This is a genomic window from Collinsella sp. BIOML-A6 (genome assembly GCF_009875845.1).
GTDB lineage: Bacteria > Actinomycetota > Coriobacteriia > Coriobacteriales > Coriobacteriaceae > Collinsella > Collinsella aerofaciens_H.
Genome location: NZ_WWSL01000008.1, coordinates 14555 through 38849 on the forward strand (window position 1 = coordinate 14555; position 24295 = coordinate 38849).

Below are 24295 nucleotides of genomic sequence, written 5' to 3' on the forward strand. Positions count from 1 at the left end.
CGACTACCAAATCGTTAACAATCGAATGTGCTACACCGGGCACGCCACTGTGGGCAAGCCTCGTCGCTCGTCAAAATCAAAGACGATGTTGGCGCACTGGATCGCCTGGCCTGCTGCCCCCTTACACAGATTGTCGATGGCGCCCGTAGCCACCAGAACGCCCGCGCGCTTGTTGAGCGCGAGGCCGATCTGGGCGGCGTTGGTGCCGACGACCGAAGCCGTCTTGGGCTGCTGGCCGGCATCGAGTACACGCACGAAGGTGCGACCGGCGTAGAACTGCTTGTAATGATCGACAACGTCCTCAAGGGTCAAGGTATCGATAGCCTGCGGCGTAAGCGGCATCGTCACCGTAGAGAGCAGACCGCGCTTGAGCGGTGCCAGGTGCGGGGTAAAGACGACGCGATCGGTTAGGCCCAAGATCTGCTCGATTTCGGGCGTGTGACGATGCTTGCCCACGCCATAGGCCTCCAGGTTTTCGTCTGCGCTACAAAAATGCGTACGGGCGTTGCAGGACTTACCGGCACCCGTTACGCCGCTGATAGCGTCAACGATCACGGGACCGCTCTGGGCAACCCAGCCAGCGCGCACGGCAGGCGCGGCGGCAAGGCTCGTTGCGGTGGGATAGCAACCGGCGCAGGCGACCAGTACGGGCTTGCCATCGGCGTGGTCGGATGCAGCGGTCTCCAAATCCTGGCAGAACAGCTCGGGCAGGCCGAAAGCGCGGGTCTTGAGCAGCTCGGGGCTCGTGTGCTCGGCGGCATACCAGGCCTCAAAGGTGGCAGGATCGCTCAGGCGATAGTCGGCCGAGAGGTCAATGCAGGAGACGCCCGCGGCAAGCAGGGCGGGCACCTGTGCCATGGCAGCCGTGTGCGGCACGGCCAAAAAGACCGCGTCGCAGTTCTTGAGCTCGGGGGCGTCATGCGTCGTGAAGACAAGATCGCTTACGCCGGTGAAGCTCGGGTACACCGCAGACAACGGCTGGCCGGCATCGGCGTTGGACGTAATGGCAGCAAGTTCAAATTCGGGATGACCGAGTACGAGGCGAATAAGCTCGGCGCCGGCATATCCAGCCGCACCGACGATTCCAACCTTTATAGACATATCAGACTCCTTGTCTGCAGTTATGCACCAATGCGCATCTCGCAGCCGTCGTTATGAAGTGAGTTGAAACTTTAGCACCAAAAGATGCATATATACGCAAATCTTTTGTATATTCATGCATTGAAACAGTCCCGACACATTCACTCGAAGGAATTGACAAATAAATGCGGGCCCCATATTGCCCCGTGCGCCTTACGGTGACGTTGCAATGTGGGGCCCGCTACATACGAGAATTAAAATTGTCGAAGCTTGCTGAGAGACTCGTTTAGAGTTCGACCGGCACCCATTCGTCATGGTTGCAGATAAAGGCCTCGGGTTCCTCCACGCTAAAGAAGACGAGCGTAGGATCGCCTGCGCCCTCGTAGTGCTCGCCTAGGCGCTCCAGGTGCTTCCAGCCTGCCTCGCGCATATCGGGAGCGGCCTGGTCATCCAGGCCCGCATGCCCGCGCAAGATGAGCCAGCCATGGCCCGGCCACCAACTCGTGGCCTCAAAGCGTTGATTTTGCAGCAGCTCTTGCCACACGTCTTTGGTGCGCGCCGTTACAAACCACAGCTTGCCATCCTGGATCTGCGCAAACGAGAACGGACGCACATGCGGCTGCCCGTCCACGCTCGTCGCCAGATACCACGCCGGCACCGACGTCAGATACTCCAACACCGTATTCAATCCGTCCATGTGTCCTCCTGACGCTCGCTAATTTGGAATGGGCAGCTAATTTGGGACGGGGCTATTTTAGCTACCCCTTAACTGTCAATGAATTATTTGGACTAGGATAATTGTCAGCTGGCATATGGGGGTAGCTAAAATAGCCCCGTCCCAAATTAACTGCCCCGGAATACTGGTTGGTGAGGGTTAAAGCTCCAGGCGCTCCTCGCTGCCGTCGATATCACAGAAGCGGGCGACGATATTGCGCACCGAAAAAAACGCAAGGCGACCGTCATTGGCGCTCTCGTGTTCCTCGCCAATGCCCAGCATATGCTTAAAACCTGCCTCGCGCACCCGGTCGCTCACGACCACGTCGTCCTCGAGCGCGGCCTCGCCAGTCAGCACAATCCAACACTCCCCCGGTTTCCAACCCGAAACCTCAAACTTGGGGTTCGCGCTGAGCTCGGCCCACACGTCCTTATCGCGCGAGGTGCAAAACCACAGTTTGCCATCATCGACCATGGCAAACGAGAACGGCCTCACGCGCGGCTGATGTCCGTCCGTCACGTCGATCGTGGCGAGATACCACGCCGGAATACGCCTGAAATACGAACAGGCGCGCTCGAGCTGCGCCGTGCGGTCGTTGTCGGTCATTGGGGCCCCTTTCCTGCGCTCGAATCGCGCCTAAACAAGTTGAAGATTGATGACGATGACGCAGATGAGCAGCAACGCCGTCACCATCGCCGCCAACGCATCGCCGCGGCCAAATGCAAGCGCATGCAGACGTGTGCGGCCCTGCTCGCCATGATAGCAACGGGCATCCATGGCGGCAGACAACGTCTCAGCATGACGGAATACGCCGGTGAACAGCGGAATCGCCACGCTGCCGAGCATACGTACGCCGCCGAGCGGACCTCCCGTCACGCGCGCACCGCGGCTTGCCTGTGCATCGGCTGTCTGCTTCATCTCGGTGGCAAACTGCGGCATAAAGCGCAGCGCGATGCCCATGATCATGCCGAGCTCGTGCGCAGGAAGCCCCACACGCGCAAACGGCGCGAGCAGGCGCTCAAAGCCCGCGGTGAGGTCGAGCGTCGGTGTGGTGAGCGTGATAGCGCTCATACCGGCCATCATCAAGGTCAGGCGGCACGCCATAAAGACGGCAGAATGCATCGAGCCCTCGCTTATCTGCAAAAAGCCGAGCTGCCACAGAATGCGCCCGCTCTGGTCGGAAAACAGGTTGAGCACCGCGACCACCGCGACGATCGCCAGCAGCGGCACCATCGATGACAGGACGCGACGAGCCGGCACCCGGGACACGGCATAGATCAGGACAACGAAGATTGCGACCGGGACCAGTCCGCGGAAGCTGCTGACCGTGAGCGTCGTGATCAGAAACACAAAGCCCAAGAGCAACTTGGTTCGCGGGTCCAGGCGGTGGATTGCACTATCGCCGGGATAGTAGCTGCCAAACGAAAACGCCTCCATTAGCAGCCCTCCTCTCGCGCGGGTGCACTGGAATCGGCCCGACGAGAAGCGCTCGAAGGGCCATCCGCACAGCCGAGCAACAAGCTTGACAGTTCACCTGCTAACGACTCAACCGTATAGAGGCCGCCGCAACGCAGTGGCACGCCCGCTTCCGCAAGCGCCAGCGCCATGCGCTGAGCAGTGGGAACACCCAAGCCGATCGACTTGAGCTCATCGGCATGCGCAAACACCTGCGCGGGGGCTCCCTCGGCAAACACCGCACCTTCGTTCATTACGACGATACGGTCGCAGCAATTGGCCAGGTCATCCATACTGTGCGAAACCATGACAACGGTCAGGCCATCGCGGTGAAGCCGATCGATGAGCTCCAGGAAACCACTGCGCGCCGCCGGATCGAGCCCAGCCATGGGCTCATCGAGTACCAAGACCTCGGGCTCCATGGCAAGCACGCCAGCAAACGCCACGCGCCGCTGCTGCCCGCCCGAGAGCTCAAAGGGGCTCTTGTCGCCCACCGTGGCCAGGTCGAGGCCCACGCGCGCGAGCGATGACTCAACGCGGCGGGCAACCTCGGCCTGCGACAAGCCAAGGTTATGCGGACCAAATGCCACGTCCTGTGCCACGGTCTCGGCAAACAGCTGACGCTCTGGATACTGAAACACCACGCCGACCTTTGCCTTAACCGCGGCGGCATCTTTCTTGTTTACCAGGTCGAGCCCCAATGCATAAACGGAACCCTCCTGGGGACGAATCAGGCAGTTGAGATGCTGAACCAGCGTCGACTTACCCGAACCGGTATGGCCCGCAAGGCCCAGGAACTCGCCACGACGCACCGTTAGCGACACATTGCGCAACGCCCAAGGGCTGCGAGGGTCGTTGCCCCAGAGGGCCTGTTTGTTCGATGCACTCTCGGCGGCCGAGCGCTTGTGCCAACGGCGACGCTCGCGGGCGCTCAGCGAATAGCTATACGAAAGGTGCGAAATCTCGATGACGGGCTCCAGCGCGTCTGCGCCATCGATTGCAGAGGAAACGTTGTCGGGAATACGAGGATCGGATGCGAAAGGCCGCCCGGCGATGCCTGCCCTACTCCGCTCGGCATAAGCCTGCGCTATATCGGCAACCATATCCGCCTCGCGCACCTGTGCGCAAATGGGCACGCCCTTCGCGCGAAGCGCCCTGCCAAGACAGCACGATGGTGGCATATCCAGGTTCAGCCGCGCGAGCTCGTCCGCCCGCGTCAAGATCTCCTCGGGCGTACCGAGCATGGCAACGCGACCCGCTTGGAAGACAGCAACGCGATCGGCCTCAGCGGCCTCTTCCATAAAATGTGTAATCATCACGATGGTCATGCCGCGTTCGTGCAGCGCGTGACAGGCCTCCATAAGGCCCTTGCGCCCGCGCGGATCGAGCATCGAAGACGCCTCGTCCAAAATGAGCACGCGCGGCTCCATGGCGAGCACGCCGGCAAGCGCCACGCGCTGCTTTTGTCCGCCCGAGAGAGCGTGGGTCTCGTGTCGCTCAAAGCCCACCAGACCAACGGCCTTTAACGCCTCGCGCACACGCTGCGCGATCTGGGCCGATTCAACCCCTAAGTTCTCGGGACCAAACGCAACATCGTCCTCGACAAGCGTCGCCACAAGCTGATCGTCGGGATTCTGGAACACCATGCCCGCAGTCGAGCGGATGTCGTAGACCAGTTCGGGATCGGACGCGTCCATGCCGTTGACGCACACCGTTCCCGTATCGGGCTGCAACAGCGCGTTCAAATGCTTGGCAAACGTCGACTTGCCCGACCCGTTTCCGCCGAGGATGCAGAAAAACTCGCCATCCTCGATGTTCAGATCGATGCCATCGAGCGCCGGTGCCGCACCGTCATAGCTAAAGGAAACGCCCCGACACTCAATCATGCGCGGCCTTTAACCTGGTCCTTCTTGGGCGTGATGAGATTAGAGACCGCCTTGTACACCGCCAGCGTCAACACCGAGTTGAGCACGGTCTTGATAAGGTTGAACGGCAGCACGGCGGGAATCATGAGCGGCAAAATCACGTCGACCGAACCATACCAGAACCAAACGCCAATGGTCAGATTCGCGACCATAGAAAGCACCGTAGCGGCAATAACGCCCAGCGCCAGGCCAATCACGGCACCCTTGTAGGTGCGCATCTTCTGATAGACGATAGCCGCAGGCAGGATATAGCCCAGCGTGGCAACCAAATTCATAAGCGCACCGACCCAATCGCCCGTGGTGAGCGCATGGATAACGATCGCCATAGCGGCAACAGCGGTGCCGGCGCCAGGGCCATACGCAAATCCACACACCATCGCCGGCACCAGCGACGGGTCATACGTCAAAAACGGCGCCGAGGGGAGGATGGGCAGCTGCACATACATAAACAGTGCTCCCAAGGCGCACATCAACGCCATGGTAACGAGCTGTTTGGTGCTCCACCTATTCGTGTTCTCAAAATGGATATGCTGCGACTGTTCAGACATAAGATCACCTGCCTCTTTCATCCGGACTCTAACCGTTGGTACTGGGATCTCACCAGTTCAGCCGGCATGCGAACCAACGCACACACGGGTCGCGGACTCATCGGCTCGGTCGCAGACACTTTACCTGCGCCACGGCGCCCCTTTGGCACCGCCCGATTTACCGCCAGTGGGGAATTCCACCCCGCCCTGAAACAGCAATTGCAAGTGTAGCACCAGCAGGTTTTCGCGCAAGTATGCCAAGGGTAATTGATGGTGGGGAAACGCTCCAGAAATACGCCCGGGACAAGTTGGAACGACAACCACGTTCTCCGTTCAAGCCAAAGTGGTGCGCCTTTCGCGCAAAGCGCGAAACAGCAACCGGGATACGCATCCCTATCAGTCACAATCTCCGTCCACGCCGACCTCAAGGCCGTAAACGCAGGGGATCCGGGGGCGTGACGGGGGTTTCTCTCCGGAACATTCCGCAGGACGCAAAGAGGCTCCGCAGCGCGAAGCGCGATGCGGAGCCTCTTTGCATGTCCGAGGACGTTCCGGAGAGAAACCCCCGTCACGCCCCCGGATCCCCGGTGGGAGTTCTAGACCTTGTCGGCCTTAGTACATACCGCCGCCCTGCTGACCAGCGGTAGCAGCGGCGATAGCGTCCTCAAGCTGAGTGTTCTTGGGCACATCGGAGACGGTGGCCTCGGTGATGAGGATCAGGCTGGCGACAGAAGCAGCGTTCTGCAGGGTGACGCGGCTGACCTTGACGGGGTCGAGGACGCCCATCTCGATCATGTCGCCCCACTCGCCGTTGGCAGAGTTGAGACCCTGGCCGGCGGGCAGCTCGGCAACCTTGTCGACCACGACAGCGCCCTCAAAACCAGCGTTCTTGGCGATGGTGGCGACCGGAGCGGTCAGAGCCTTCTTGACGATGTCGACGCCGATCTTCTCCTCGGGGTCGTCGATCTCGACAGCATCGAGCGCAGGCGCAGCGTCCATGAAGGCGACGCCGCCGCCAGCGACAATGCCCTCCTCGACAGCAGCGCGGGTAGCCTGCAGGGCGTCCTCGACGCGGTGCTTGATCTCCTTGAGCTCGGACTCGGTAGCAGCGCCGACCTTGATGACGGCAACGCCACCGGAGAGCTTGGCCAGACGCTCCTGGAGCTTCTCACGGTCGAAGTCAGAGGTGGTGTTCTCCATCTCGCCCTTGATCTGAGCGATGCGAGCGTCGATAGCCTCCTTGGAACCGGCGCCACCCACGATAACGGTGTTGTCCTTGGAGATGGTGACTGACTTGGCGGTACCGAGCATATCGGCGGTGATGTCGGCAACCTTCACGCCCAGCTCATCGAGGGCAGCCTGACCGCCGGTGAGGACGGCGATATCCTCGAGCATGCGCTTGCGGCGATCGCCGTAGCCCGGGGCCTTGACGGCGCAGACGTTGAGGGCGCCGCGGATCTTGTTGAGGACGAGGGTAGGCAGAGCCTCACCCTCGACATCCTCAGCGATAATGAGCAGGCCCTTGCCGGTGCGCTGGACGGCCTCGAGAACAGGCATGATGTCCTGGACGTTGGAGATCTTCTGGTCGGTGATGAGGATGTAGGGATCCTTCATCACGGCCTCCATGCGATCGTTGTCCGTGACGAAGTACGCCGAGACGTAGCCCTTGTCGAACTGCATGCCCTCGACGGTGTCGATGGTAATGTCGAACGTCTGGGAATCCTCGACGGTGATGACGCCGTCCTTGCCCACGACTTCCATGGCCTGGGCGATCTTTTCGCCGACCTCGGGGTCGCCGGCGGAGATGGTACCGACGGAAGCGATCTGCTCCTTGGTCTCGACCGGCTTGGCCTGCTTCTTCATCTCGGCGACGGCGGCATTAACGGCCTTGTCGATGCCGCGACGGATGGCCAGCGGGTTGGCGCCAGCGGCGACGTTGCGCAGACCGTCGTTGACGATAGCCTGGGCGAGCAGGGTTGCGGTAGTGGTGCCGTCACCCACGGTATCGTTGGTCTTGGTGGCGACCTCCTTCACCAGCTGGGCGCCCATGTTCTCGATGTTGTCCTCGAGCTCGATCTCCTTGGCGACGGAAACGCCGTCGTTGGTGATGGTCGGGGCACCGAACGAGCGCTGCAGAGCGACGTAGCGGCCCTTGGGGCCCATGGTGACGGTAACGGCGTCGGCCAGAGTGTTGACGCCCTTAGCGAGCTTAGCGCGGGCATCGGTGTTGAACGTAATGTTCTTTGCCATGGTAGGTAATCCTCCAAAAGAAATGTGACTCGCGTCGCCGCTTCCGAGTCCTATGCGGCGGCCGTGTTCAAAGACGAATCAGAGATTCCGACGAGACTAGGCCTCGACAACGGCGTAGATGTCATCGGCGCGCATCAGCAGATACTTCTCGCCGTCGACCTTGACCTCGTTGCCACCAAACTTACCGTAGATGACAACGTCGCCAACCTTGACGTCCATGGGGATGCGCTCGCCCTTGTCGTTGGCCTTGCCGGCGCCAACGGCAACGATGGTGCCGCGCTGCGGCTTCTCCTGAGCGTTGCTGGCGATGTACAGACCAGAGGCGGTCTTCTGCTCGGCCTCGTCGGGCTTGACCAGGACGCGATCTGCAAGCGGCTTCAAAGACGACATGCTTGTTTCCTCCTTTTTGGGCCGCGCGGTCATGCCGCGCGGGTTAACCCTTTTTGTTTGCGTACGCGTTGAATGGTACCCACGAATGGCGGGTTATACAACACGGAGTCAAAAAATCTTATTTTTTGGCACTTAGATTTTCTGAATGCCGGGGGATAACTTAGCAGTGGCTCCCGGGGCGGACCGGAGGGCATGAAGTTTGCTGCTCTACAGTCCTGCTCGCACGAAGGCCACATTAAGTGGCCTTCGGCTCATGCGGAACTCGCGATAAACCTTATATCCCGCCCCTCCGGCGCCACACGGGAGCTGAGTCAACGTTATCGGGCCCGGCATTCAGAAAAGTCAGTACAGCAAAATGGCGATGCGGATGGAATGCACAAGATAGGGGGCACGTTGTTGGGACGCGCTCTTTTAAGTTGCGGTGGAATAGTTCCTGGTTTTGGGCTTGAAGGCCGATTTTAGGAACTATTTCACCGCAACTGAGGGATGGGATGTGGGGTTAGCGCTCGTAGATTAAGTTACCTGCCAGGTAGGTGGCCTGAACCTTGGTAGCCTGGAGCTCTTGTGGATCAACGGTGAGCGGGTTTTGATCCAGGACTACCAGGTCGGCGTATTTGCCGGGCTCCAGGCTGCCAAGGTTTTGCTCGTCGCCTGCCGCGTAGGCGCTGCCCAGGGTGTAGTTGCGCAGAGCCGTAGCCGCGTCGATGCGCTCGCTAGGGAGCCAGCCGCCCTCAGGCCAGTGACTGCGGGGGTCTTGGCGCGTGATGGCCGTGTAGAGCACGTTCATGCTGGTAACGGCTGTGATGGGGCTATCGGTACCGAAAGCTTGGCGGATGCCGCGCTGCTTATAGGTCGCAAACGGCCACATGATGCGGCTGCGCTCCAAGCCCAGATCGCGCTCCGGGCCACCCGGGTCGAGCGTGATGTGGCAAGGCTGGCTCGAGGCAATGATATTGAGCTTGCGCAGACGATCGATGTCCTGAGGTAGCAAATTCTCCAGATGCTCGAGCGTGTTATGACCGTGCGGGGGCAGACCGTAGAGTTCTGCCGCCTCCTCAAAGATATCGAGCGCGGCATGGATTGCACCGTCGCCGATAACGTGGATGCGCACGGTGTGGCCACGCTCGGCTGCCGCCAGAACCAACTTGCGCATGCGCTCGACAGGAACCGTCAGACGGCCCCGGTCACCCGGGAAGCGCGGATTAGTATACGGCTCGGTGAGATATGCCGTGTGTGCACTCGACACGCCATCGAAGAATTGTTTAAAACCAGGTGCCGAGAGCAGCGCGCTGTTCGCGTAACGTGCCTGCAGCTCTTCCAAGCGAGACTGATCGTCGAGCAGCGTGGGAAATAGATGGGCTCGAAGGCCCAGCCTGCCGGAGGCCTGCAGCTGGTCATAGACGTCGTCGCGAATAAAGTCGCAGCCCGGCATGGGCATGAGTGACATATCGCAGATTGAGGTGATGCCTTGCTCGGCCATACGCTTCATCTGGTCGGCGTAAGCGCTCGCGATGCGGTCCTCGCCCAGCCACTCCAGGCAGCGCGGCAGCAGCTGCATAGCAGCCGCCTCGTGGACAATACCCGTAAGCTCGCCGTTCGAGTCTTTATCGTAACTGCCGCCCGCCGGAGGCTCGCTGTCGCGCGTCACGCCGAGGGCTTCGAGTGCGCGGCTGTTGAGCCACAGGGTATGCCCATCGCCCGAATACATAACACAGGGGCGGTCGGGGAAGGCGGCGTCGACGGAGGCCTTGGTAGGGTGCTCGGGCGGATCCCAGCGGTAATCGCGCCAGCCCTGGGTCACGACCCAGGCGTCATCGGGCAAGCCCTGGGAAAACTCTCGTGCATGCTGCACCAATGCCACCTCGGATGTGCCCATATCCATGAGCATGTACGGCGAGGAGCCAACCGAAGTATGGAAGAAATGCAGGTGCGCATCGTGGAAACCGGGGCAGATGAATTGCTCGCCGTAGTCGACAACTGGCACGGCGGCAGGGGCGGCGGCAATCACGTCATCGAGCGCACCGACCGCGACGATGCGATCGCCTGCAATGGCAATCGCCAGCTCGCGGGCGGCATCGATGCCGTCTTGCGCGGTAAAAACGTTCTTGGAGCGGATAATCCGATCGATATGCTGCATGGGCATCCCCATCTCTGGCAGGAAATTCAACAACCCCGAGTGTACTCCCCCGCCCTTGCAACAAAACCCCAAGCGGCAAATGGCAACTTTACCAGCCCTAGCGGCAGGTGGCATACTTGAATGAGCCTGTATGATTTTGCGATCGACCCAGCAAGGAGCAAATCGACCATGACGAAGACCAAGGCACAGCAGATTATGGCGGCAACCGAGGTTCGCGCGGCAGATGAGGTCACCGTGGCCATCCGAGATATCGCCGCCGAGTTTGAGCCCTATATCATCAAGCAGCGCCGGCACTTCCATAAGCACCCGGAGCTGAGCCTTGCCGAGGAGCGCACGACCTCCGACATCGCCAACCAGCTTGACGCCATGAATATCCCCTACGAGCGTCCGCTCAAGACAGGCTTGGTGGCAACGCTTCGCGGCACCGCGCCCGACGCCTATCGCGAGGACGGCACGGCGCGCCGCCGTATCCTGCTGCGCGCCGATATCGACGCCCTGCCCGTCACCGAGCAGACCGGCGAGGAGTTCGCCAGCGTCAACGAGGGTTGCATGCACGCCTGCGGCCACGACTGCCACATCGCCATGATGCTCGGCACGCTGCAGATCCTGCGCCACATGACCGACGACATCCACGGCGAGATCCGCATCGTCTTCCAGCCCAGTGAGGAAAACGGCCAGGGCGCAAAACTCATGATCGGCACGGGTGTGCTCGACGGCGTCGACGGCGCCTACGCCGCGCACATTTGGAGCGAGGTCGATGCCGGCACCGTGAGCTGCGAGCCCGGCCCGCGCATGGCCAATACCGACTGGTTCCGCATCGACGTTCGCGGTACCTCATGCCACGGCGCCATGCCCCAGCGCGGCCATGACGCCGTTATGGTGGCGGCAGAGATTGTCAACGCCCTGCAGACCATCGTCTCACGCGAAATCAGCCCCTACGAGCCTGCTGTCATCACTGTCGGCGAGCTGAACGGCGGCACCGCACGCAACGTCATCGCCGGCACCGCCTACCTCGCCGGCACGGTGCGTACCTATGGCGATTCGACGCACGAGGAAATGCCCGAGCTCATGCGCCGCATCGTGGAGCACACTGCGGCGGCCCTGGGCGCCGAGGCCGAACTTACCGACTACACCATCGCCAACTATAAGGTCGAAAACGACGCCGCCTCGAGCGAGCGTTGTCGTCAGGCCGTGGTCAAGTGCCTGGGTGCGGCCGGCGAAGGCCATTACCGTGGCACGCTTTCGGGCGAGGACTTCTCGGAGTATCTGCGCCGCGTACCGGGCGTGCTCGCCTTTGTTGGCACGCGCAACCCCCAGATTGGCGCCACGTACGCCCAACATTCTTGCTTCTACAAGATTGACGAGTCGGTACTGGCCAAGGGTTCCATGGTAGCCGCCCAGTATGCCATCGACTTTTTGGCCGAGCCCACGCAAGAGGAGCTCGACGGCCCCACGATCACCGCGGTTGCCGAAACCAACCCCGACTTGGCCGCCAAACTGCGCTCTGCCAAGGCAACGGCCGCTGAGGCGCGCGACGCCATGCACGATGCCCGCACCGCCCGCCATGCCGCTATCAAGGGCATCCATGATGCGCGGGCTGCCGCTCGCCGCGAGGAGAAGCGCGACGAGTAGTCGTCGCGCGCCCACAGCCATCCGGCTATAACAAAGCGGGGGCGGACGCTACTTCGGCGTTCGCCCCCGCTTGTGTGCCGGTAGCTTTTTTAGCTCATCCCCTGTCACGACAGGCAAGCGCTTAGGAAGGCAAGCCATCGTGGTTGTTCGAGGTGGATGATATCGGTGGGAACTCCGGTGGGAGCGTGACCACCAAAGAGCAGGCCCGCGTCCGCCGGGTTGATAAGGCGCACGATCCACACGGCGACGACCAGCACGCACAACACGGTGACCGCAATGTCGATACCACGCTTTAGCTTGCTCGATGCCACCTCCTCGCGCACGAACGCGAGCACGAACGCAATCGGCACCACCCAAAACAGCGGATGGTAGGCAAAGGCCGCCGCAAAATCGAGGCGCAGCGCCGCCAGCCACGCCCTCGTCATGCCGCATCCCGGACAAGGAACGCCCGTCATCAATCGAAAAATACAGCCGATATCGAGCAGGTAGAGCGCGAGCCAGGCGACAAGGAGCGCGCCGGTGCAAGAAAGGGCGCGGCGAAGAAGCTCCGCCATGCCCTTATGTCCCTGGGAGCTGTTCACGCCGCCCTTATTGTTAGGCACGAGCGCCAAGACGGATGTTGTAAGCCGTTGCCATGGCATTGGTATTATTGATGATGATGTTCATGGCAAAGATGGGGCCAAGACCGCACAGCAGCACGCCGATGATCTGCCACAGAAGAACGGTGGTGCCGTTTTCCTGGAACACCAGGCCGTAGCGAGGAGCGTTGGCCTGCAGGCGGTTGCCAATCTTGTAATACCAGTAGTACGCGTAGAAGCCGCAGGTCACAAACGACAGCAAGATGAATGCCGCCAGACCCGGCGTGGAATCGCCGTCGTCTTGGCATATGACATTGATGTCGCGGGCCAAGCAATACAGGAAGTAGAACGAATAGATACCGCAGGTCACAAGAGAGAGCAGCAGCCAGCCGATCAGGCTGCGGTCAGCCTTGACGGGGCCATAGTCCATCGGAGCGGATGCGGACTGTTGGGCGTACTGACCGGTGTACTGCTGCTGAGGCTGGGGCGCGGGCTGAATAGCCTGGGCTGGAGCGGGCTGGACCTGCGTGGGCTGCGGGGCGGGCTGGGGCTGCGGGGCCGCAGCGGCAGAAGCGGCACCAACGGCGGATCCGCAAACAGGGCAGAATTTGGCATCATCCGAAATGGGAGAGCCGCAAGTGGGACAGAACATCAACTTCTCCTTTTCCTAAGGCGTCGCACGCCTTCAAACCTTACACGTCTATGTTCTCAACAATAGCCGCGACGTTGTTACGCAACATTGATCAATTTCCGAGAAATATTGCCGCAACCGTTTTCCAGGCATTTTCTTGCTTTCGCCGTAGAAAAAGGCACCCCGGGTTCAGTTGCCCAGGGCGCCTCGACCGACTATTCGGTTTGATTGTTTTCATCCGCAGGAGCCTCGCCCGACTCGTCAGCCGGCGTGGCGACGGCGGCCCAATCGGACTCCGTGGGCGTCGCCTCGGGCTCCGGTGCCGGGGCGGGTGCCGGGGCAGGCGCGGGCGCCGGGGCAGGCGCGGGCGCAGGCGTAGGCGCAGTACCAGTGGCGGCCGTAGGATTGAATCCCATAGGTGTAGGCTTCTTCTCGCCCGGAAGCACAAACGTCAGGACATCGTCGGAATCCTCGTCGGCCCACTCACTGGCATGACGTGCCGCCCAATAGCCAACGGCGCGATACTTGAGCATCTTGCCAAACACAATGAAAAACACCGAGACAAAGGCAGTGATCATCAGGAACAAGATGAGCACGATGCCGCCGCCCCTAAAAATCGCCTCGAGGCCCGAAGGAGAGTAATAGCCGTAATAGCCATAGCTGCTGAGACCAAGGGCTGCAAAGGAACCAAAGATGACGGTGAAGACCCCCATGATGATATTCGAAACAATGCCCGTCAAAACCTCGGGAAGAATCGAGGCGCAGAACAACTTGCCCAAATTGGCCTTGTAGGGCTTCCAAACCTTCTTGAGCGAAAACGCGCTCTCCATGCGGCCGGCGACCGCAAAGTGCATCACAGCGGCATCGCCAAACATCCTAAAGAAGATGCCCAGCACAAACGAGACGAACAGGGCAAAGACGAGCCACCCCATCGAGGCGATGAGGGCGCTCTCAAGGCCGCTCGAACCATAGAAATAATACGAACCGACAGCACCGATCACGGTGCTCTCAATCACCGAGAGCACCCCGCCAATCACCGGGATAGCGGCGATGAACCCGAGCACACCCGTAATGACAGACGAGAAGATGCCTAGTCCAAACGAGGTCGAGCGCAGCAGCGGACGCTCCATACCGTCATCATCCTTGAGCGACAGGTCGCGACCCCACTCGATAGCAAAGCCGGCACCGCACACGCTTGCCACGTAAGCGAGCAAAAAGCCAATGGCCGCCGCAATGCCACCGGTAACGGGGATGAACAGCACCAGCACCGACACGACGCAGATGAGCGCCGGCAAAAAGGCGATCTGGCACACGCGAACCAGGGCGCCGGGAACCTTAATCATGTCGTTGAAAGCCTGTGTCATGCAGCCCTTGGGCACGTTCATGACCGGCTGGGGCGCAACGAACGGCTGGGGCTGAAACTGGGGCTGCGAAGCAGAGGCAGCAGCCCGAGGGACCGCGGTATTGGGAGCACCGCACACGCCGCAGAACTTATCGTTGTCGCCCATGGGGGCGCCACACTGCGAACAAAACATCGAAATCATCCCTTCGTATCTTGAGCCAATCCTCAAATCGGAACCAATGTTTTGCACCATTATCGCCCAACATGAGGACAAATGTGCCCGAATGGCCATGAGGCAATGTAAAGGGTCTGTCGCAGCAGTTTAAAGTGAGCCGACCGCTAATTCGTACCGCGGAAGCCCTTACCGACAATCTCGGAACTATCGACGATCGTGATAAACGAGCCCGGGTCGATCTCACGGACATAGCGGCGCAGTTGCACCGCCTCGCGACGGCTCAGCACGCTCATAATCACCGTGACGCACTTGCCCGAGAAGGCGCCGTAGCCACGGCTGATCGTTGCCGTGCGGTTGAGATGCTTGACGATAAACTCCTCGACTTTGAGCGGTTCGGCGCAAATAATCGTACAGACCTTGCGCAGGTGGATGCCCTCGATGGCCTTATCGACGACGAGCGTCTTGGCAAATAGGCCAAGCACGCAGTACAGGCCGACGCGCGGGCCATACAGGAAAGCCGCGATGGTCACGATGCCGATATCGACCAGCAACAGGGCACGGCCGATCTCAAGCGTCGTACGACGCTTGAGGATCATGGCAAGGATGTCGGTGCCGCCCGTCGAGGCACCAATGTCAAAGACAATGGCACTGCCCAGCGCCGGCAAGATGACGGCAAAACACAGGTCGAGCCACATATCGCCCGTCATCGAGACATCGGTCGGAATGAAGAGCTCAAACAGCGAGACATAGGCGGAAAGCGCAAACGAGGCAAAAACGCTCCAAAGAATCGCCTTACGGTCCAAAAAGATGAAGCCCAAGACGACCAGGACCGCGTTGATGATCCACATAAAGACACCGACCGGTAGGGTCGGAAACAGCGTGGACAGGATAACCGACACGCCCGAGGTGCCGCCAAAGGCAAAGTGGTTGGGAGTTTTAAAGGCCACGATGGCGAACGCCGTGAGAATCAGGCCCAGGTTGAGCTCGGCGAAGAAGCGCGGAAAGCCCGGCTCCTGGCTGCGTTTTTGGCCGGCACGCTCGCCGCGCTCGATAACATTACGATCGACAACGCGCTCCATCGGCACCACGGGAGGACGATGCGCCTCCTCGGCAGCACGCGATGCCGCCTCTGCCGCGGCCGCCTCAATCGCCCATGCGTTGCTTTCTGTTTCGTGTTCGTCGGCCATTACGGCAACCCCTCGTTAACAATGTGGAAACAATGCGCCCATTAGGGTAACGCGGAACGCAGCGATTGCAACCCCTAGTTAGATGAGCGGTATGCCTGCATCGGGGGCATACAAATAACGGTCGGCCGCACATGCATCCGCGCGGCCGACCGTTTAGTGTTTCCGCAGATAAAACCTGCCAAAATAAACCTGTCCCTTTTTGGTAGGTTACTCATGCTGGCTGGTGCGGTGCTCGTACTCCTTGGGGGTGATGACGTCCTCGATGCGCAGGTTGACGCCTGCCACCTCAAGGCCGGTCATTGCAGCCAAGCGCTCGGTGACGCGTGCCTTAACGTCGTCGAAAATTGCGGGCGCATAGGCACCGTACTCGATGATGACCGAGATGTTGACGACCACGCGGTTGTCGTCGGTGACCTCGACCGTCACGCCCTTGGTCAGGTTCTCGGCACCAAACTGCTCCTGCACAAAGTGCATAAGGTTACCCTTCATGCCCAGAACGTGCGGCACCTCGCGGGTGGCCATGGCGACGATCTTCTCGATCACGCCGTTGGAATAGGTCAGCGAGTCCTCGGACTCGTCCGCCTCCTCGTCCATCTCCTCGTTGTCCTCGTCCGCATCGGGCTCGGCCTCGACGAGCGCCTCGTCCTCGAGCGTCACGTCCCCGGCATCGGCGATGGCCTCGTTCGCCTCGAGCTCGGTATCGGCTACATCGACCTTCGTGTTAAAAGCCATGGTTCCTCCTTATGCCTGCCGCGGATGCGACAGTCGAATACGTATTAACGGCCGCTAAACAGGCGCCCGAAGAAGTTGACGATGCCGTTTTCGCCATCACGAATCTGGCCAATCACGGCGCCGATGAGCACAAAGAACGCGATGACGAGCGTATCCCACAGGCCCAGCGTAAGCACCAGCACGGCGAGGATAAAGCCAGCGACGGCGCCGAGCGTGGTGTTGGGATGGCGTACGGCGTAGCTCCAGATGGCAGCACCCGTTCCCTTGATGAGACCCATGGCCTCGTCAAAGTCATTAGCGGCGCTGTCGTGCTGCTCGCCGGCCTCGGGCTTGGTGTCGGCGGACTCGCCTGCCGGCGTAGCGTTCTGGTCGATCGACAGGCGCGGCGTGCGGGCAGTCTTGTCTTGGTTGGTATCACTCACCGGAAACCTCCACGGTCTGGACGGTAGTCTTGGACGGCAAAAAACGGACGCGCGCGGTCGTGCCCGGCGTGCCGAGCATGGTGTCGCAGGCCTTCTCGATGCGCTGCTGCATCGAGGTGGCAAGGGAAGCGACGTCTTTATCATCGAGCGCGATGGCGTCGACCTTAAAACGGACGCGCGATTCGTCGGAACCCTGCACGCGTGCCTCGACATGCTCGATCATCACACGGTCGTCGCGCTCTGCCGCAGCACGAGCACACGAGGAGAGGGCCGCGAGCGTGACCTCGATATTGCGCTCCCCCGCCGGATGCACGCAGGATGGCTCGCGTCGAGCAAACATCAGGCGGAAGAAACCCACGAGCACGCCGAGCGCCACGACACCGCCGCACGCCGTAACAACGATACGCGGTGCAGCGTCGCGCATCAGCAGCATAAAGCGATAGGTGTATGGCCCCCAAAACTGGCAGACAAGCGTGCCCAGCGCCACGATGGCGGCGGCAAGATACACAATCGCTAGGGCTCGTTTGAGTACGCGCACGCGCGCTCCCTTCAGGTTTCGGTCCACAGAATGCAAAACGATTCGCATCATTATAAAAGAGCCGGGTCCGGTGCTTTACGCACGCGGATCCGGCTCATCTATTCCACGAGACTTGCATGCTCGTCTCATTATGCCCAGATATGCACGGCTTAACCCGTGCAGGCGCTACTCCTCCTCGAGGGCAGCGATGACCTCGTCGGTCATGTCCATGGTGCTGTAAACATCCTGGACGTCGTCGAGCTCCTCGAGACGGTCGATGAGGCGCTGAACCTTCTTGGCGTCGGCGCCGGAGACCTCGGTCGGGGTGGTCGGGACCATGGTGGTCTCGGAGCCCTTGACCTGGACACCCTGCTCCTCGAGCGCCTTGGAAACAGCCATGACGTCATTGGCGGCGGTCCAGACGATCCACTCCTCGCCGGCGTCCTCGTAGTCCTCGCCGCCGGCCTCGGCGATGGCCATCATGAACTCATCCTCGTCACCGGCAGCACCGTTGGCGATCATGATCTCCTTCTTGGCGTTCTCGTCCAGGATCTCCTTGGCGACGACGATCTGGCCCTTGCGCTCAAACTGGAAGGCGACGGAGCCGGAGGTGCCCAGGTTGCCGCCAGCGTGGGAGAAGGCGGAACGGACATCGGCGGCGGTACGGTTGCGGTTATCGGTCAGGCAGTCAACGTAGACGGCAACGCCGGCAGGACCATAGCCCTCGTACACGATGTTCTCGTAGACGGCGGCATCGGCACCCGAACCGAAGGCCTTGTCGATAGCGGACTTGATCTTGTCCTTGGGCATGGACTGAGCCTTGGCCTTGGCAACAGCAGCAGCGAGGCTGGCGTTGTTCTCGGGCAGCGGGTCGCCGCCGAGACGGGCAGCAACGGTGATGTTGCGGCTCAGCTTGGAGAAGAGGGCGGAACGCTTGGCGTCCTGCGCGCCCTTACGATGCTTGGTTGTGGCCCACTTAGAGTGTCCGGACATACGTGTCTCCTATCGGTTTCGACCTACAGCCCAGCGCAGATGCCGGGGCAATATAAACAAACGTCGTTATGATATACCTACTGGTCTGCGAGATAAACCCCAAAATGAAGGCGTCGTGATGATGCAACCCCTTGGTGCCACGTAACCTATCCCCTTTGCACCACATTAGGACCAGAGGAGGTCGCTGCGGGTGATGGTGGCGCCGATGGCAAAGGGCATGCAGACGATGACCGGATACAGGTAGCGCATGTAAGTCGAGCCGTTGCAGGGACCGATCAGGCACACGGCGAGCACGCCCAGCAGCGGCACCCAAATGGCCAGCCCGCGCCACGAATGACGACGTAACAGATAGACCACCACGGCGATCATGATCCACACATAGGTGGCCGAGCTCATGGTGAGCGAGATAAACGGGACGCGTTGTACTGCCACGCGATACAGGTTGCTCAGGTGGTCGCACCAGCGCACGACCTTGCTATCGACCGGATGGAAGTCGAAGTACTTGAGATTATCGGGGCGTGCCATAATCTCGGCACTGCGCGCCGTGCTGTAGACCCACGCATCGCGGGCACTCGGATAAAAGTAGCCGTAGTAGTTATTGATGAGCGCCGAGATATAGCACTCGGGATCCTTTTTGAACATCTGGGCCCACACCTCAAAATAGGCCTTGATGTCCTCCTGCGAGGCGTACTCGTTAAAGCAATTTTTGACGGCGTCCGACTTATCCGGGTCGTAACGGTGGCCCAGATTGTCGTACTTGAGTACCCGGTCGATCGCGGCACGCTCTTCGTCGGTCACCAAGCCGTCGCAAGGAGCCTCCACGATGGTGCCGTCCTCCTTAACCGTGGGGTTGACGCCCGAGTTGAGGCCGTCGTGCTTTTGGACGAAACGAGCCGTCTGCTGGAATGGAATCGAGAGGATTTCGCGCTTGGAACCAGGCGTGATGTCGTGTGCCGGCATAAAGACCTTAGTGAAGTACATATTAGAGGCAAGGCAGAGTGCAAGCACCGCAAGAACTCCCACCCAGCGGAAACGCGGGATGGCGCCCGAAGGCGCAGCACCAGCCTGCTTGCCTGCACGATGGGCCATATGCACGTCCCATGCGCAAAACGCCGCCGCGATTACGCATGCCGCCAGGGGAAACACCAGGCCGCCGTTGCGCAGAAACGTGGAACCCATGGCGCCCAGAGCGAGCAGCAGCCAGTCATGGCGCGCAAAGAGCACGGGCCTGGGATCGCCCGCACGCTCGGCATTGGCATAGCGACGGGGCAGGCCGCAGGCCACGAGCTTCACGGTCTGCACCAACAGCACCAAAAACGCGTCGGCAAACAGCACATCTTTGGTAAGCAGGGCCGCGTAGTTGGAGAACATGGGCATAAACACAAAGAACAGCAAGATCACGCCGCGGACCGGCAGGCTCACGCCCAGCTTGCGCAGCGACGAGATGGAATAGGCCATGCAGGCGGCCGTAATGACGAACTGAGTGCAGGTGTAGATGGCAAGACCTGCATTGGCGCTGTTGAACAGTGAAAGCCCCAGCTGGACGCACGAACCGATGATAGCCGTGTGCACCACGGGGTGATGTCCGTTGAGTAACACATTGGGATTGAGCAGGCGCAGGTAGTCACTTGTGCCGTTGGGATAGTTGAACCACTGGCGAATCTGCGCACCCGTATCTCCCATAAAAAGGCCGGGCAGCGAAGCGATGAGCGTGGGCGCCCAGCCGATCATAAGCACCAGGAAGGGCCCGGCAAAGGGATGGACCGAGAGCGCGGCGTGAGCCACACGCCATACGCGGCCAAAGTGCGCTTCGGAAAACGGAATACGTCGAGAGCTCAGCCAATCTAGACACTCAAAGGCAAGGTAGAAGGCAACGACCGCCAAGAGCATCCAGCCCACACCGCCGATCCAGGCGCAGATGATGCGGGCCTTGTCGCCAAGGACAAGCTCGGCCGAATCGGTGAGGTCGTAGCTGCGGCCAAACACCATGCAGACGGCAAAGAACAGCGACGGAAGGATCACCGAGGGACGCCAGGCGTCGCCGCGGCCAAAGAAAACGTAGCGAAACGGCAGCGTGAGCAGGCAGGCAAGCGCAAGCAGCATGACCGCGTCGGTATGGCCGGCAAACGAGAGGAGCACCTCGTAGCACACGTACAGCGCACCCGTCGCCTTGGGGTCAATCGCCAAGACTGCATTGCTCGACACCGGGGCGGGATCGATGGAAAACGCCGTGGTCGCCAACAGCGCGAGCAAAAATGCGATAAGCGTCTGCTTGGCGGGGTAGCGCTTAAACCAAACGATGCGGGCAGCGTCGCGCGCAGCCGTTGTGGAGAGGTCGGAATCCTTCACAGTCCGAAAGCCTTTCTAGAAACCTGCCAAAAAAGGACAGGTTTATTTTGGCAGGTTTTATCTGGGAAAACGTTACGGTTTTGTCATCGTTTCCCAGCGAATCACCACAAAGGCGCCTGTCCCCTTTTGGTGGTTTTGGTGGTTAGGCGTCCAGGTAGATGCGCTGGGGACGATTGCGATGTCGGGCGAAGATGATGAGCGCCAGACCGGCGATCACGAGCGGCGAACTCAGCAGCTGGCCCATGGTGATGACGCCTCCCAGCAGATAGCCCAGCTGGGCATCGGGCACGCGCACGAACTCAACGAGAAAGCGGACGATGCCGTATCCCATCACGAACACGCCCATAAACGTGCCCTGGGGCAGCAGCGGCTTTTTGCGGCTGAGCACCTGCAGAATGCAAAAGAGCACGATGCCCTCAAGAAATGCCTCATAGAGCTGGGAGGGATGACGCGGCATATCGCCCGCGGTGCCACCAAAGACAACACCCCAAGGCAGGTCGGTCGGCTTGCCCCACAGCTCGCCGTTGACAAAATTGGCACAACGGCCCAGGCACAGGGCCAGCGGGGCGCCTATGACGGCAAGGTCTGCCAAAGTCCATGCGTCGAGCTTATACATGCGGCACACGATGATGCCGCCGATAATGCCGCCCACCAAGCCGCCATGGAAGCTCATGCCGCCCTCGTTGGTGGCAAAGATCTCGAGCGGGTGGGTCCAATAGTAGCCATCGCCGTAAAAGACGACGTAGAACAGGCGCGCACCGATAATGAGGCCAAAGACCACGCCGACCACGACACTCGTCAGGTCGTCAATCGTGATGTTAAAGCCCCAGCGACGCTGCGTGCGGTACATAACGACCGCCGTAAGCAGAGCGCCAACCACATAGGCCAGACCATACCAGTAGATGGTGATGGGGCCCGCCGAGATCGCGACAGGATCAAGCATATGGTAGAAGTCGTTGAGCATGTCGACCCTCCTACTCCCTACATACAAATGCGGCCGCGGGCCTTGCGCTCGCAGCCGCATATTTGGACGTAACGTCTATGCGGAGTATGTCGTCCGCAGCCTTCGCATCTTAGAACGGCGCGTACTCGTCGTACAGGTCGTCGGCCTCACCGGAAGCATTGACCTGCTCGACGCGGGTAACGCCGGGCACATGCTCCTTCAGGATGCGCTCGATGCCCATGGACAGAGTCAGCGAGCTCATGGGGCAGCCGGCGCAGGAGCCCTGCAGTTCCAGCTTGACGACGCCCTCGTCGTCGACGCCCACATACTCCATATCGCCGCCGTCGGCCTGCAGGTTGGGGCGAATCTCTTCAAGAACCTTCTTAAGCAGCTCTTCGTTAACAGCCACAGGGGCTCCTTTCTCACAATAACGCGGGCGCGCCCGCGGACAGAAGCTATGTTACTACAGCCATGTACCCGCTCACGAGCCGTCCATGCGCGCAGACGCGACTTTCACGAGCAGTCAATTTGGGACGGGGCTCTTTTAGCTGCCTTCTGTTGCCAGCTGGCGTTGCCACGCGCTACTGCCGAGCCTGTCCCCCGGTACCAATCTGGACATCGACGATAACCTGGCGGTAGCTGATGCCACAGGAGTCGAGGATGCGACGGCTGATACGGCCGTCATCGGTGTCGGCATACTTGTTGTCCAGGTAGACAACCTCGCCTACACCTACCTGCGCCAGGATCTTGGCACAGTCGTGGCACGGGAACAGCGTGACGTAGACCGTGGAACCCTCAAGGTCTTTGAGCGAGCCGCGGTAGTTGAGCACGGCGTTTGCCTCGGCATGCACCACGTAGTTGTGCTTATCCTGCAACGGGTCGTCGCTTGTGCCCCACGGGAAAAAGTCGTCGTTGAGCGCCGAGGGCGTACCGTTGTAGCCCACCGATAGAATGCGGTGGTTGGTGCTGGCGATGCACGCGCCCACCTGCGTGTTAGGGTCCTTGCTGCGGCGCTGCGCGGCGATAGCCACACTCATAAAGAACTCATCCCAGCTAATAACGTCGCGGCGCTTGCCCGACGCGGTTTGATGAAGATCGTCCGACATGGCAGACACCTCCGAAATCGCAATAGTTTGACCTATTGTAGCAGGTGAAAGGTGGGGGCGTTTGTCCCACCGGCGCCCTCACTTTTACACGCGGCGGGGCTTTTGGTTGATGTGGTAGAGCTCGGCGAGACCCCGCAGCGTCAACGCGTCATCGACCGTCAGGCTATGACCGACCAGGGCCGCAAGCGCCTTGGCATCGTCGCCGGTAATGACGATGGGCACATCGCCCTCCCCCGCGATCTTGGTCGCGCGCATCTCGGCGAGCACCATGTCGAGCATGCCGTCGATGCGGGCCACCTCGCCCAAAACCACGCCCGAGCGCATGGCCTCGCGCGTGTTGCGGCCGATGACGTGTGTCGGCGCCGAGGGCTCAACCTGGGGTAGGCGCGCCGCAGCGGCCGAGAGTGAACGGGCACCGAGCGCCAGCCCCGGCGCGATAACGCCGCCGACAAAGGTGCCGTGCGCGTCGATGACCTCGATATTGGTCGTGGTGCCCAGGTCGATCACGATGCACGGCGAGCCGTAGACGGCGCGGGCCGCCACAGCATCGGCGATGCGGTCGGGGCCGATCTCGGCGGGATCGTCGTAGCGCACGGGCATGCCGGTCTTAAGTCCCGGCCCCACCGTGAGCACGCGCCCCGTGCAGGTACGGGAAAGTGCCGCCTTCCACGGGCGCTCGAGCGCCGGGACCACACAGCTCAGCACAGCAGCCGCGGGCACAAGCGCACCCGGCATGCCCGCATCGGCCGCCAGTGCGGCCATGACCTGCACGAGACGCATGCGCGCCTCGTCGGCCGTAATACGGGCCGGCGTCGTGATCTCGCACGTCGCAAGCGGACATTCCTGCGCCGCGGCCGAATCCTCTGCAAACAGGCCAAAGCGAATGAACGTGTTGCCCACGTCGACCGTCAATATATATGCGCACCCATTAAGCATCGTCGGCGCTCCTCTCGTCTGCCCAGCAGTATATCCCGATGATTATTCTGGGACGGGGATTTAAAAATCATTGCGTACCTAATGATTTTTAAATCCCCGTCCCAGAATAATTATCCTTCGGCTTTGCTCGGGGCAGCTAAAAAAGCCCCGTCCCAAATTAACTAGCTTGCGGCTATACTGGTGCGCGGTCGCGCGCGAGCTCACGCGGCGGCCCTTGGTAACCCGACTTCCCGCGCCGTATCCGTAGCGGCGCTCCCGGGGGAAGCGGATATA

Annotated in this window: 23 protein-coding genes and 1 riboswitch; of the genes, 1 reads left to right on the forward strand and 22 read right to left on the reverse strand. The window is 60.7% G+C overall.

Annotated features, from left to right (window positions below; all coding sequences use genetic code 11):
* Positions 1–30: 30 nt before the first annotated feature.
* The 9 genes from argC to GT495_RS04020 all read right to left on the reverse strand — a co-directional run bounded on the left by argC (position 31) and on the right by GT495_RS04020 (position 10479).
* Positions 31–1101 carry an N-acetyl-gamma-glutamyl-phosphate reductase gene (gene argC, locus GT495_RS03980; RefSeq protein ID WP_161161579.1) on the reverse strand — a complete coding sequence of 357 codons (1071 nt, stop codon included), beginning with the start codon at positions 1099–1101 and terminating at the stop codon, positions 31–33.
* A gap of 265 nt (positions 1102–1366) precedes the next feature.
* On the reverse strand, positions 1367–1777 hold the full coding sequence (locus tag GT495_RS03985; RefSeq protein ID WP_156064462.1) for a pyridoxamine 5'-phosphate oxidase family protein: 411 nt from the start codon (positions 1775–1777) through the stop codon (positions 1367–1369).
* A 177-nt stretch (positions 1778–1954) separates the two neighbouring features.
* Positions 1955–2401 (reverse strand): pyridoxamine 5'-phosphate oxidase family protein, encoded by a 447-nt coding sequence (locus GT495_RS03990; protein ID WP_161161580.1) that lies wholly within the window; start codon positions 2399–2401, stop codon positions 1955–1957.
* A 30-nt stretch (positions 2402–2431) separates the two neighbouring features.
* Complete coding sequence (locus tag GT495_RS03995) at positions 2432–3232, reverse strand: energy-coupling factor transporter transmembrane protein EcfT (RefSeq protein ID WP_161161581.1); 801 nt, start codon at positions 3230–3232, stop codon at positions 2432–2434.
* Positions 3232–5136, reverse strand: a complete 1905-nt coding sequence (locus GT495_RS04000) for an energy-coupling factor transporter ATPase (RefSeq protein WP_161161582.1) — start codon at positions 5134–5136, stop codon at positions 3232–3234. The genes GT495_RS03995 and GT495_RS04000 overlap by 1 nt, the downstream gene beginning before the upstream one ends.
* Positions 5133–5723, reverse strand: coding sequence for an ECF transporter S component (locus GT495_RS04005; RefSeq protein ID WP_117862260.1), 591 nt, complete (start codon positions 5721–5723; stop codon positions 5133–5135). Before GT495_RS04005 ends, GT495_RS04000 begins: the two co-directional genes overlap by 4 nt.
* A 5-nt stretch (positions 5724–5728) precedes the next feature.
* A riboswitch (FMN riboswitch) is annotated at positions 5729–5921 on the reverse strand.
* 393 nt (positions 5922–6314) lie between these two features.
* Entirely contained in the window at positions 6315–7952 is a 1638-nt protein-coding gene (gene groL / locus GT495_RS04010; protein ID WP_148345185.1) for a chaperonin GroEL, read from the reverse strand.
* A gap of 96 nt (positions 7953–8048) precedes the next feature.
* Complete coding sequence (gene groES / locus GT495_RS04015) at positions 8049–8342, reverse strand: co-chaperone GroES (protein WP_161161583.1); 294 nt, start codon at positions 8340–8342, stop codon at positions 8049–8051.
* A 499-nt stretch (positions 8343–8841) separates the two neighbouring features.
* Positions 8842–10479: an amidohydrolase gene (locus GT495_RS04020; protein WP_240128089.1), complete on the reverse strand. Its 1638-nt coding sequence runs from the start codon at positions 10477–10479 to the stop codon at positions 8842–8844.
* A gap of 168 nt (positions 10480–10647) precedes the next feature.
* Between GT495_RS04020 and GT495_RS04025 the strand changes: the two genes are divergently transcribed.
* Positions 10648–12111 (forward strand): M20 family metallopeptidase, encoded by a 1464-nt coding sequence (locus GT495_RS04025; RefSeq protein ID WP_161161584.1) that lies wholly within the window; start codon positions 10648–10650, stop codon positions 12109–12111.
* A 104-nt stretch (positions 12112–12215) separates the two neighbouring features.
* Here GT495_RS04025 and GT495_RS04030 read toward each other — a convergent pair whose 3' ends face one another.
* The 13 genes from GT495_RS04030 to GT495_RS04085 all read right to left on the reverse strand — a co-directional run bounded on the left by GT495_RS04030 (position 12216) and on the right by GT495_RS04085 (position 24022).
* A complete protein-coding gene (locus tag GT495_RS04030; protein ID WP_161161585.1) occupies positions 12216–12665 on the reverse strand; it encodes a DUF2752 domain-containing protein in 450 nt (149 codons plus the stop codon).
* 40 nt (positions 12666–12705) lie between these two features.
* Positions 12706–13341 (reverse strand): DUF4234 domain-containing protein, encoded by a 636-nt coding sequence (locus GT495_RS04035; protein WP_161161586.1) that lies wholly within the window; start codon positions 13339–13341, stop codon positions 12706–12708.
* Positions 13342–13535: 194 nt separating this feature from the next.
* Positions 13536–14855 carry a zinc-ribbon domain-containing protein gene (locus tag GT495_RS04040; RefSeq protein WP_161161587.1) on the reverse strand — a complete coding sequence of 440 codons (1320 nt, stop codon included), beginning with the start codon at positions 14853–14855 and terminating at the stop codon, positions 13536–13538.
* A 146-nt stretch (positions 14856–15001) separates the two neighbouring features.
* Positions 15002–16024, reverse strand: coding sequence for a YitT family protein (locus GT495_RS04045; protein WP_161161588.1), 1023 nt, complete (start codon positions 16022–16024; stop codon positions 15002–15004).
* A 207-nt stretch (positions 16025–16231) separates the two neighbouring features.
* Positions 16232–16756 (reverse strand): Asp23/Gls24 family envelope stress response protein, encoded by a 525-nt coding sequence (locus tag GT495_RS04050; RefSeq protein WP_161161589.1) that lies wholly within the window; start codon positions 16754–16756, stop codon positions 16232–16234.
* 44 nt (positions 16757–16800) lie between these two features.
* Positions 16801–17178 carry a DUF2273 domain-containing protein gene (locus GT495_RS10640; protein ID WP_346969176.1) on the reverse strand — a complete coding sequence of 126 codons (378 nt, stop codon included), beginning with the start codon at positions 17176–17178 and terminating at the stop codon, positions 16801–16803.
* Positions 17171–17716: a hypothetical protein gene (locus GT495_RS10645; protein ID WP_192924166.1), complete on the reverse strand. Its 546-nt coding sequence runs from the start codon at positions 17714–17716 to the stop codon at positions 17171–17173. Before GT495_RS10645 ends, GT495_RS10640 begins: the two co-directional genes overlap by 8 nt.
* Before the next feature lie 165 nt (positions 17717–17881).
* Positions 17882–18688 (reverse strand): YebC/PmpR family DNA-binding transcriptional regulator, encoded by an 807-nt coding sequence (locus GT495_RS04060; RefSeq protein ID WP_152073370.1) that lies wholly within the window; start codon positions 18686–18688, stop codon positions 17882–17884.
* A gap of 165 nt (positions 18689–18853) precedes the next feature.
* Positions 18854–21037 carry a DUF6020 family protein gene (locus GT495_RS04065; RefSeq protein ID WP_370457585.1) on the reverse strand — a complete coding sequence of 728 codons (2184 nt, stop codon included), beginning with the start codon at positions 21035–21037 and terminating at the stop codon, positions 18854–18856.
* Between the two features lie 142 nt (positions 21038–21179).
* Positions 21180–22001, reverse strand: coding sequence for a prolipoprotein diacylglyceryl transferase (gene lgt / locus GT495_RS04070; protein ID WP_161161591.1), 822 nt, complete (start codon positions 21999–22001; stop codon positions 21180–21182).
* A 109-nt stretch (positions 22002–22110) separates the two neighbouring features.
* Entirely contained in the window at positions 22111–22389 is a 279-nt protein-coding gene (locus GT495_RS04075) for a NifU family protein (RefSeq protein WP_118377469.1), read from the reverse strand.
* Positions 22390–22561: 172 nt separating this feature from the next.
* Positions 22562–23086 (reverse strand): dCMP deaminase family protein, encoded by a 525-nt coding sequence (locus GT495_RS04080; RefSeq protein ID WP_117584124.1) that lies wholly within the window; start codon positions 23084–23086, stop codon positions 22562–22564.
* 84 nt (positions 23087–23170) lie between these two features.
* Complete coding sequence (locus GT495_RS04085) at positions 23171–24022, reverse strand: type III pantothenate kinase (protein ID WP_161161592.1); 852 nt, start codon at positions 24020–24022, stop codon at positions 23171–23173.
* Positions 24023–24295 lie beyond the last annotated feature (273 nt).